Origin of the sequence: Pseudomonas sp. LM13 (assembly GCF_041381355.1) — a bacterium.
Classification (GTDB): Bacteria; Pseudomonadota; Gammaproteobacteria; order Pseudomonadales; family Pseudomonadaceae; genus Stutzerimonas; species Stutzerimonas frequens.
Genome location: NZ_JACBXH010000042.1, coordinates 25,249 through 34,380 on the forward strand (window position 1 = coordinate 25,249; position 9,132 = coordinate 34,380).

A 9,132-nucleotide genomic window follows, 5' to 3' on the forward strand; every position below is an offset into this window, starting at 1 on the left:
GCGAATGGCTTAGCGTACGATTTTTTCCGAATTCTGCTGGCTCCCCAGAAAGAGCTTGGTCTGAGGGTTCATGTCGTCTGTGCTCCATTGGTTGATTCAGTGACTGTTGCGCTCAGGTGGCCATCTGCAAAGGCCAGATCCAGCCGGCCGGCTGCCCGTGCCTGCTGTGCACTGGTAACGATTTCCCCACCAGGGGAACGGATCAGGGCAAATCCCCGGCTCAGCAGTGCGAGCGGGTTGGTCTTGTCGTAGAGGGTGCCCGCCAGCGCCAAACGAGCATTTTCCCGTGCGATCAGGGCGAGCGACTGAGCGGAGGCCCTGGAAACGCCCAGAAGGGCCTTTTGTCGCTCACTGGCGATCAGACCAAGGGTCAAGCGTGAAAAACGATCCTGCGCAGCCTGCTGCTCGGCCTGCTGCTGGGTAACGAGCCGGGCACGGCCGCTGTCAAACCGCGACTGACGGTCCTGCAGGTTTCGGTGCTCGGCATGCAGCCGCTCAATCGCACGCCGGCTGAAGTAGCCCCATGCACGATCCAGGTACGGCCCCTGCCCGGCCACCAGCCGCTGAATCAGGGCGCTCGCCTGCTCTGCCCGCGCCCGCGCCGCCGATGCCTCGGACATGAGCGCCGTCTTGATGAACCCGATCACCTTGGACGGTGTGTCGAAACGCCGGTGCGCAACCAGATCGAGCACGCATTCGTCCACCTCGTGACCGATGCCGGTGAACACGGGCACCGGCAGCCGACATACCCACGCCGCGAGGTTCGCATCGTTGAGCCAGGCCAGATCGCTCTTCGCCCCGCCGCCGCGTATGAGTGCGACCGCATCGAAGCCCTGAGCCTGGTGACGCTCATGAACCTGCCGCAGCGCATCGCGAATGCTCTCGGAGCAATCCTTGCCCTGGAAGGTCGCTGCGAAATATTCGAACTGACACACGCCGGCGCCGGCCAACTGCTCGGCGTCGCGCTTGAAGTCGGCCAGCCCCGCAGCCTCGTGCGGCGCTACAACCGCCACGCGCCAATATCCACTCGGCGCCGGTAGCCCGCGCTGCAGATCCAGCCAGCCCCGCTCACGTAGGGAGGAAATTATCTTCTGCAGTTTTGCCTGCATGTCGCCCAGGGTGTAGCTGGGGTCAATGCCGGTCACCATGAGGCTGAAGCCAAACTGAGGGGAGAAATCCGCCCTGACTTTGAGCAGTACGTTCATGCCCGCCTGCGGCAAGCCCCCGGTCGCCTCTTGCCATTGCTGCAGCACCTTGCCGGCGACATTGGCGAACATCGTGCACCGTGCCTTGGCCACCTCGTTACCGTCTCGCGATTCGAGGATATCCATGTAGCAATGCCCATTGGGGCGACGCTTGAAGTCGCTCAGCTCGGCGACCACCCAGCAGCTGTCGGGCATCGCAGCGCGAAACGCCTTCTGGATCTGGGTCAGGTAGGCACTCAGGCTCAGGTGGCCCTCAACCTCATCAGCCACGCTCAATGCCCCGCTCCCCTTCGGTACCCAGTGTTGCCTGCACAACTTGCTCGATGCGCGACAGCCGGTCTGCGCAGAATGCACGGGCCTTAGCGAACTCCTGAGCTAGTGACTCCAGCTCGTCAATGCTGACCTCGTTGCGCTCCAGGCGCTTAACGGTCTGCTCGATGAAGGCGATGTTCGCTTCGTAGGTGTCTCGGCTCATTGGGGATTCCTGTGACAGGGCAGTTTCGAGCCCATTATCACAGGAATACCGGAACACCCAAGCCAATCAGCGGGTCGGTGGGTACCAGTAGCTTTGACCCTGCTCGATGTGACCTGGCTTGTCGCCGTACTTGGCCAGGAACAGCTCCTTGGCCAGGTTCAGGTGGGGCCGGACTAGGTGGTGCACCATTGCGGCGTACTCGCCGAACGCGGGGTGACGCTTCCAGTACCCGCCGCCGATTGCTGCCGACAGAGATCGATCAAACCAGCCCTGTAGCAGCCGTTCCACGCCGGCCAACTCTTCCTCAGCCGAGTTTGCGTCGTCGATCATCTGCCGGCCGTCACGCTTGGCTTGCTCACGCTCGTTGTACGCAGCAGGCAATCGGCCAAGGGCCACAAGCGCCTCCTCGAATGCCAGGTGCCTTTTCTCGTGGCTGATCCGGTCTTCTGCCAGATCCGGCGCGAACTGAAGTCCGCATAACGAACAGGTGACGGTGCCACTGCCAGACCCTGCGCACAGCGCAGCCACCGCATCAGATGCACGCTTGCGCAGCTCATGGTAGTGGCGCACGGCAAAGTGCTCTCGTGCGGTCACGTCCAGTCGCTGGGCATGGGTCAGATCAGGGTGTGAGTGCTTGGCCTGCTTGGCGAGCTTCTTGGCGCGCTCAAGGTCAAGAAGGGGGGTGTGCATTTGCATACGGAAACCTCCAAGGGATTACTCGGTGTCCACTGAAGAGCACCCTGCGAAGGTGCCGGTAGTTGTCTGCTGTGAAGTCGGTAGTGCTTTCGCTTTGCCCGTGTGGACGGCCGGCACCTACCCGGAGTGCCAGCAGAAAATATCTACTGACGTTGGTCGTCAGTCAAGCCAACCGGCTGATCATTTCTTGAGCACGCCCTGCCGCCTCGGTATCTGCTCGCCTGCCTGAGGTTATCCACAAGGTTGCCCACGCTTTCCGTGGATAAACCGCAGGCAGAAAAAATCCCGCTCAAGGCGGGACTTTTCTGGGGTCCATGAAGACGCCATCAGCGCACGGGACGAATCGCGCCAGATGTCAGAGGGCCGGTACCCGAAAACTCATAGCCCGGCTTGTGGCCGAAGAACTCTTCGTAATCGGCGTCATTCAGGTCTTGTGCCTCGCCCTTCAGCACGCTCACCCAGAGGGCATGATCGTCGTCGATGTGGATGAAGCTCGCAGGGCCGTAGCCGTTCTGCTCCAGCCAGTCTGTCAGCTGCACGAACCGAGCCGGCGCGTAGTTCACCTGCCCTGCTCCCTTGCTGCTCGCCTCGCACACTGGCTCGGGCTGCAGGGTGTTGTGGAAGCGGATCTGGCCTTCGCACACGATGATGTTTGCCAGTACCGGCGTGGGAGCCGCTGCCCATTGCCGGTGACCGATCCTGATATCCAGGTAGTCATCATCGGCAGCGTATGCATCCGGCAGCGTCGCCCTGCTGCATCCGCTCAAAGCGCCCGCAAGCATCAGCGGCACGACGAGCGCGTTCGCAAATCTCTGCCCTTTTATTTCAACCTCCGTTGGCCTGTTGTGCGATCTGGGCCACCTGGTCATGTCCCATCGGGGTGTGCAGCGAAACCCCGGCACCATCCTCAAGCCCCTGCTGGTAGGCCCCGTATTCCTCCGGGCTCACCTTGCGGCGCTTCATCTTGCCCACCGGAACATCCGGGTGGTGTTTGCCCATGTAGGCGCTGATGGCACGCTCCACCTCCTCGGACACTCCGGCGAACTCCTCTACCCGGCGTGCTACCGAGGTGATCCACGACTCGGCGTACAGATCGCCGGCGCGGCGCTTGTGTGATGGGCTGGCGAACTGAAATCCAGAAAGATAATTCCTGCGTGAATCGGTCAGCTGCCGAGCCAGCACTTCGTAGGCGTAAGACGCCATTTCGGACGTGCCGGTATCACCGATGAAGGTCAGTGTCTGCCCGGATCGACCGTAGCCGTACAGATTGATACAGCCAAAGGCCTTCGCCACTGTCGCCGCGAGCATTCGCACCCAGCGCGCCGGCATGCTCTTGCCCTTGCCGACTTTCAGGGTGAATTCTTCTGCCCGAGATGCATGTACATCGCCAAGCTCAAGCTTGAACTTGTCCATCAGCTTCTGAGCCTGCCGCATCGCCGCTTCTGCCTCGTGGGCATTGCTCGACTTGGCCAGCGCAAAACACTTCTTGATCTTGTCCAGGGCTCGTTTGCGCTTCTCTGGATCTACTTCACTCGACATTTCTACAACCTCCGCTTCGCGACACATGTTCGCCATCTAAGTACGCGCGATCAGTGAAGCGCGGTTGTGCGATATCCCAAGCCCACATCAGCCATGCCGATTACGAAGTTCCTCAAGGCCAAAAACCATATCTGCCAGCTCTGCAGGACCAGCGTTACGTGTCGAGCGGAAATAATCCGCACGTATTCCGGGCCGTCCTTCGAGCAGAAGTAAAACCGTCTCGCGCTCTACATCGCTCGCAATTCGCAATTGCTCGATCATGCTCACATACGCTTCACGACACGCAAGCAGGAACTCGCCGCATCGATCCTTGCGAGTTAGGCCCATGCATCCAGAATGAACTGCAAGCACTGTGTTGATTGAACGAACAACCAGCGGAATCAGCTTGGAGCAGCGCTGAAAGCAGAACATGGCTTCGACCAGGTTCGCGCCAGCCGGGTAATCGCCCTCCAGTTGAGACAGTTGCTGCCAGAAGCGGTCACTATTTGCAGGTAGCTCAAAACTTGAGAGATTCATTTTCTTTTGGTTTCTGCTGCCCTCGATCATCTGCATCAGGCCTTCGAATCGAAAAGCTGGACTTGAGAACTGTCATTACGGGCATCCATTACTTGCGCTGCTATTACCGCTACTTGCTCTTCATCCAACCACTCCCTGATGCGCCCTGCGGAGAGACGGCCATTATCGCTGTCGGTTTTCAGCGCTTCGTAAGCTTCTTTATTTAGCGGTAGATAACGATTAAAGGCCTCGCGCAGAAGGTCGCTCCATGTTGGGCCTTGGAACCATCCCTTACTATTGCATGTTTTAACGCACCAGTTTTCTATAGGCGCAGTGAAATTCGATAGATTGATCCCAGCCAATATATAACAGAACAATATCAATAGTTTAATGCCATTCACCCATGAGGGGAGTCCCCATTGCTCGACGTTCAGAGTGATCACAAGGAAAAGCACTAGGATATAAATTCCACCGACGACGATTAATGCTTTGGAGCGTATGGCCTCTTCGCGTGGACCGTTCGTGGTGGAATCATTAATCTCCCACAGATACTTTCGCATCTCGGATAGCTGCTTGCTCCGCTCGTTGGTGCTCACTTCATTCATCACCGCATCCCCAAGAAAATATTTACTGTCCTTCCATGTCCCGCATACAGCGTGGATATCCGCTGCGCGACACAGTGTTAAAGCCGCTGCTGCTCGAACGTCACTCGATTCATCAGGCAATACTCGACCGGGTAGCCGTTGACGTACTGCTGAGGCGATAACCCGCTGCCGATGTAATGGCAGGTTCCAACCATGAACTTCAAACCGCCAGAGGGGTATTTCTGGCTGAGCAGCACTGCCTGATCTCCTTGGATTGCGAAGCCGGTAATGTCCCCCCAGTTAAAGCTCACACCCCCACACTCCAGCCCGGTGTTAGTTACCTCCAGGATCTGCTGTACCACCCCTGACTCAGGCGCCTGAGCGAAGAACCTCCCGTTCGGAAGGATCGGTGGCCAGAACTCGCCAGCCCTTATCTCTTTGAATTCCAATCGGCCTCCCTCACTTTCCTAGCAGCCACACCAAAGCCGTCAGCGCATACCGATACACGCGGGCCAACACGACCACACCCGTGAGCGGCGTCAGCACCATGCCAGCTGCCAGCACAAACCCATGGAGCGAATCGGTCCAAAGTCCGAAGCTCGGCAGCAGCGAAATCTCAACTCCCATCGTTGCCCCCTGGATGATCACCAAGCAGGCGGGCATGCAGTGCTCGCACCTTGGCGATGTCGCCTCTCAGTTCGGCCAGCAGATCGCACCAGATCTTCCTAGTACCGACCGCTACCCCGACACCTGCCCCCAGAGCGAAAACGCTCCCTACCAATAGCTCCAGCACCATCAGAAAACACCCGCCTCAGTCACTCCCGGTGGTACCATCTTCACACCTCTCGCGGCAGTCCCAACTGCCCACTGCCTCCCTGGCATCGGCTACATCCGCTACGCGACACAGACTCCCCCGCTTTTTCTGAAAACGAACAGTCGTTGTAGATTTATACGGCATGAACCCCAGTTATTCCGCCGTAGCTGGAAAGTGATAATGCCTGGTTGCTGGAAGGTGGAAAGTCACTGGAACCCGCGTCATTACTGGCTTTCACAGTTTCCACCCATGGCTAAGGAGGCCTTCACTTTCCACCCTCAGCAGCGTTGGTGGAAATTCTGATCTTCAAGAGTGGAAACTGAGCGTGGAAAGTCACTGGAACCCGCGTCATTACTGGCTTTCACAGTTTCCACCCATGGCTAAGGAGGCTTTCACTTTCCACCCTCAGCAGCGAAGGTGGAAATTCTGGTCTTTAAGAGTGGAAACTGAGCGTGGAAAGTCGCTGGAAGCCCCGTCATTACTGGCTTTTACTAGCTGAATGCCTCTCTGAGACTTTCACCTGCTGATAACGCTGCTTCGCAAGCTTCCAGAGCCTTCTTGGACCTTGCTATTGAGTTGTTCATCGTGCGACACAGCGCCCTGTTTTCGTGGGCAGCTTTGCGAAGGTCGGCGAGAAGACGTTCGTGGTGCATTGCGGCCTCTCTGACCTCCTTGGGCAATGACTTGAAGGTGCTGGGTTTGTAGCTGAAACCCGCTCCTTTAGGTAAATCGATGGTCACGGATCGCCCCGCTGTTGCCAGGCCAGTTGGCCGCAATTTGGCCCCCACGGCGCGGGATAAGCTCGTGTCCTTAATATCGACCTTCTTTGCCCAGGTAGCCGACCAGCACCCCGGCGTTCTGATCCGCACAGAGATGAGCAGGTGCGTATGCAGATCTCGGTCACCAGACCGCGCAATCAACCAGTTGGCATGGGCTAGGTACCCCTCAGCTACAGCCAGCGCCATCTCATAAAGGGCTTGGTATTGCTCATCCAGCGGGTGATCGATGCGCAGCTTCTTGGGACTCATGCCAGGTACCGTAAAATTTTCAGAAGCATGGCAGACCACTGAGCGGTTAGGCGGGCTAAACCTACAAGATTCTTGTACCTTTAGCCCGCACAGGCGGGTTTTTAGTCTCGATAATCTCTCTCCGTGGCCAATCGGCTGCCATGCTGGCAACGATCTGTCGCTTCGACCCTTCGCAGGCGACAAATTAGCAACCTTGTTGCCATTACGGCTCCGCTACGGCATCGCCAAGCACATAACTTTGCCCCAATGCATAACGGGCACTACCTCTGGAGAGAGTCATGAGTACCTTCTTGGGCCTGGATATCGGTTACAGCAACACAATTGGCACCTTTGGTGACGGCGTAGGGCAATCGGAATCCTTCGTAAGGCCGTCTCAGGCTGCACCGCTGGCCTCTATCCCCGGTGATTCAGGTCTGCGGGCCGGCGAGGTCCTGGTTGATGTAAATGGCGAGCCTTGGGTTGCATTCGCTGCCCCTGGAAGGGTCCAGGAAGGCCGAGAGCTACACGAGGATTACACCAGTTCTGAGGCCTATCAGGCCCTGTTTAAAGCATCTCTGCTACATGCAGCAGGTAGTGGAGATGTAATCGACGTGCTTGTAACTGGATTGCCGGTCACTCAAGCACGAGATGAGAGCTATGTTAAAGCGCTCGTTGAAACAATGACTGGTACTCACCGCATCAGTTCAAAACGCGAAGTCACAGTCAAATCCGTCGTAGTTGTTGCACAGCCAATCGGCACCCTTACCGATATTTATTGCACATCAGATAGTGCGGATGTTGTAGAGGAGTCTGTTTCGCTCGTTCTTGATCCCGGATTCTTCAGTGTGGATTGGGTTCTATTTGATCACCGTGAACTGGTTGCGCAGTCAAGCTCTAGTAGCGTTAAAGCAATGAGCGTTCTACTTCAGGCTTGCAACGAAGAGATTGGCTTGGAACAAGGTGGCATTCCGGGTGTTGAAAAGATCGAGCATGCGCTACAGTCCGGCCGGTCTTACATCCTGATGTTCGGCCGCAAGGTTGAGTTGGACGTTTATTTAAAGCGCGCAGCTGATCGTGTTATTCCTGCGGTGTTAGGTGAAATCAAACAATCTCTTCGTTTTCTTCGTGGTCGCGCAATCGACTGCGTGATTTTGGGAGGCGGTGGCGCCTCGATTTACGAAGAATATGCTCGCTCTGAGTTTCCCGAATCTCTGGTAATTAAGCCTGCCAATAGTGTCAAAAGCAACGCGAACGGCTTCTACATTATCGCCATGTCTTGAGACGCCTTTCAGAAGATAAATGAGGTCTGCTATGCGTTTTCAGGTGAGGGTTGGCGAGCAATATTCGGAACTGCTCGCGCATTTGGAGTCGTTAAAACCAGAGTTGCGAGGGAAACGGCTTCTCGCTTTGGCCGCAATGCAATTAGCTCGAAGTGAAGCATCCGCTCCGTTTAAAGGTCACATTTCCGAGCCGTCCATTGCAGCTGAAACGTGTGCGGAAGTAACTGATGGCGTAGCCCCCGTTGCGCCAGCTAAACGAGCACCAGATTGGATCACGAGAACAGCAAATGGCTCCGCATAGAATTTTGCTAATGCCACTTCTTCTGATTGTGGCACTCGCAAGCCCTACAGTATGGGCGTTCACTTTGAAGGGAACTGTCTGGGAACGGGTTTCCAATGCGAGTTCTTGCAAAGCACCACCACTACTCTTGTACTCGCTCGCGATTCAGGAGTCACGGCATCCGGCAGGGAGGGGGTTAATTACTCCCCATCCGTTCGCATTACGCAATGCAATCAGCGGTTCAAAATATCCAGATAGTCAGGCCGAAGCCGCACGGCTTCTACAGCTCTACATTCAGGAAGATCCGCTTACAGATGTCGGCATGATGCAGATTAATCTTCGGTGGAACGGTGCGCGCGTAAAGTCGCCTGAGATGCTGCTTGATCCAGAAACGAATATCGCGGTGGCTGCCCAGATCCTTTGCGAGTCTCTTTCTGTTAAGCGAAACGACATCGAGCTAGGCATCGGTGGGTACCACACAATGAATCCAGAACGTGAAGCAGACGCTCGTGCATACGCCAGGAATGTCCTGATGATCTGGCGCTCACTTCAAGCTTTAGAGAAATCGGGGAGCTAAGGAATGTACTCACTCAACAGTGCGCTGATTCAGATGACAATGCGCCGCATGATCCTGGCAGGTCCACAGGGCTTCCCGGATGTGCTCCAGGAACAGCGGATCAGTTCAAGGGATGTGATGTGGCTGCACCTGCTCAACCGGAGAAAACTGGAGGCTTTGGACCGGCTTCCGATCTCTCTC

Annotated in this window: 12 protein-coding genes; 2 read left to right on the forward strand and 10 right to left on the reverse strand. The window is 56.6% G+C overall.

What is annotated here, in order from left to right; translation table 11 throughout:
- Positions 1–68: 68 nt before the first annotated feature.
- The 10 genes from xseA to HZR81_RS20025 form a co-directional block, all read right to left on the reverse strand.
- Positions 69–1,475 (reverse strand): exodeoxyribonuclease VII large subunit, encoded by a 1,407-nt coding sequence (gene xseA, locus HZR81_RS19980; RefSeq protein WP_500129063.1) that lies wholly within the window; start codon positions 1,473–1,475, stop codon positions 69–71.
- Entirely contained in the window at positions 1,468–1,680 is a 213-nt protein-coding gene (locus tag HZR81_RS19985; protein ID WP_019406848.1) for an exodeoxyribonuclease VII small subunit, read from the reverse strand. The genes xseA and HZR81_RS19985 overlap by 8 nt, the downstream gene beginning before the upstream one ends.
- 66 nt (positions 1,681–1,746) lie before the next feature.
- Entirely contained in the window at positions 1,747–2,376 is a 630-nt protein-coding gene (locus tag HZR81_RS19990) for a hypothetical protein (protein WP_063542756.1), read from the reverse strand.
- Between the two features lie 326 nt (positions 2,377–2,702).
- Positions 2,703–3,167, reverse strand: a complete 465-nt coding sequence (locus HZR81_RS19995) for a hypothetical protein (protein WP_423567733.1) — start codon at positions 3,165–3,167, stop codon at positions 2,703–2,705.
- Positions 3,168–3,201: 34 nt separating this feature from the next.
- Positions 3,202–3,942 (reverse strand): DUF2786 domain-containing protein, encoded by a 741-nt coding sequence (locus HZR81_RS20000; protein ID WP_232102468.1) that lies wholly within the window; start codon positions 3,940–3,942, stop codon positions 3,202–3,204.
- Between the two features lie 60 nt (positions 3,943–4,002).
- Positions 4,003–4,467, reverse strand: coding sequence for a hypothetical protein (locus HZR81_RS20005; RefSeq protein ID WP_063542750.1), 465 nt, complete (start codon positions 4,465–4,467; stop codon positions 4,003–4,005).
- Entirely contained in the window at positions 4,467–5,015 is a 549-nt protein-coding gene (locus tag HZR81_RS20010; RefSeq protein ID WP_063542748.1) for a hypothetical protein, read from the reverse strand. Before HZR81_RS20010 ends, HZR81_RS20005 begins: the two co-directional genes overlap by 1 nt.
- Positions 5,016–5,092: 77 nt before the next feature.
- Positions 5,093–5,443 (reverse strand): hypothetical protein, encoded by a 351-nt coding sequence (locus tag HZR81_RS20015; protein ID WP_063542746.1) that lies wholly within the window; start codon positions 5,441–5,443, stop codon positions 5,093–5,095.
- Positions 5,444–5,453: 10 nt separating this feature from the next.
- The gene (locus HZR81_RS20020; RefSeq protein WP_044316133.1) at positions 5,454–5,657 is read right to left on the reverse strand and encodes a hypothetical protein; all 204 of its coding nucleotides are present in this window, start codon (positions 5,655–5,657) and stop codon (positions 5,454–5,456) included.
- Between the two features lie 642 nt (positions 5,658–6,299).
- A complete protein-coding gene (locus tag HZR81_RS20025; protein WP_019406841.1) occupies positions 6,300–6,836 on the reverse strand; it encodes a hypothetical protein in 537 nt (178 codons plus the stop codon).
- Positions 6,837–7,114: 278 nt separating this feature from the next.
- Between HZR81_RS20025 and HZR81_RS20030 the strand changes: the two genes are divergently transcribed.
- A complete protein-coding gene (locus tag HZR81_RS20030; protein ID WP_125869360.1) occupies positions 7,115–8,095 on the forward strand; it encodes a ParM/StbA family protein in 981 nt (326 codons plus the stop codon).
- 311 nt (positions 8,096–8,406) lie between these two features.
- Positions 8,407–8,952, forward strand: coding sequence for a transglycosylase SLT domain-containing protein (locus HZR81_RS20035; protein WP_037002714.1), 546 nt, complete (start codon positions 8,407–8,409; stop codon positions 8,950–8,952).
- Positions 8,953–9,132: the final 180 nt, after the last annotated feature.

What these genes read in the sequence shown, in the direction of transcription:
- HZR81_RS19985 (WP_019406848.1), bottom strand. Translation starts at nt 1,680, where the DNA reads ATGAGCCGAGACACCTACGAAGCGAACATCGCCTTCATCGAGCAGACC.
- HZR81_RS19990 (WP_063542756.1), bottom strand. Translation starts at nt 2,376, where the DNA reads ATGCAAATGCACACCCCCCTTCTTGACCTTGAGCGCGCCAAGAAGCTC.
- HZR81_RS20000 (WP_232102468.1), bottom strand. Translation starts at nt 3,942, where the DNA reads ATGTGTCGCGAAGCGGAGGTTGTAGAAATGTCGAGTGAAGTAGATCCA.
- HZR81_RS20005 (WP_063542750.1), bottom strand. Translation starts at nt 4,467, where the DNA reads ATGCAGATGATCGAGGGCAGCAGAAACCAAAAGAAAATGAATCTCTCA.
- HZR81_RS20010 (WP_063542748.1), bottom strand. Translation starts at nt 5,015, where the DNA reads ATGAATGAAGTGAGCACCAACGAGCGGAGCAAGCAGCTATCCGAGATG.
- HZR81_RS20020 (WP_044316133.1), bottom strand. Translation starts at nt 5,657, where the DNA reads ATGCCCGCCTGCTTGGTGATCATCCAGGGGGCAACGATGGGAGTTGAG.
- HZR81_RS20025 (WP_019406841.1), bottom strand. Translation starts at nt 6,836, where the DNA reads ATGAGTCCCAAGAAGCTGCGCATCGATCACCCGCTGGATGAGCAATAC.
- HZR81_RS20030 (WP_125869360.1), top strand. Translation starts at nt 7,115, where the DNA reads ATGAGTACCTTCTTGGGCCTGGATATCGGTTACAGCAACACAATTGGC.
- HZR81_RS20035 (WP_037002714.1), top strand. Translation starts at nt 8,407, where the DNA reads ATGCCACTTCTTCTGATTGTGGCACTCGCAAGCCCTACAGTATGGGCG.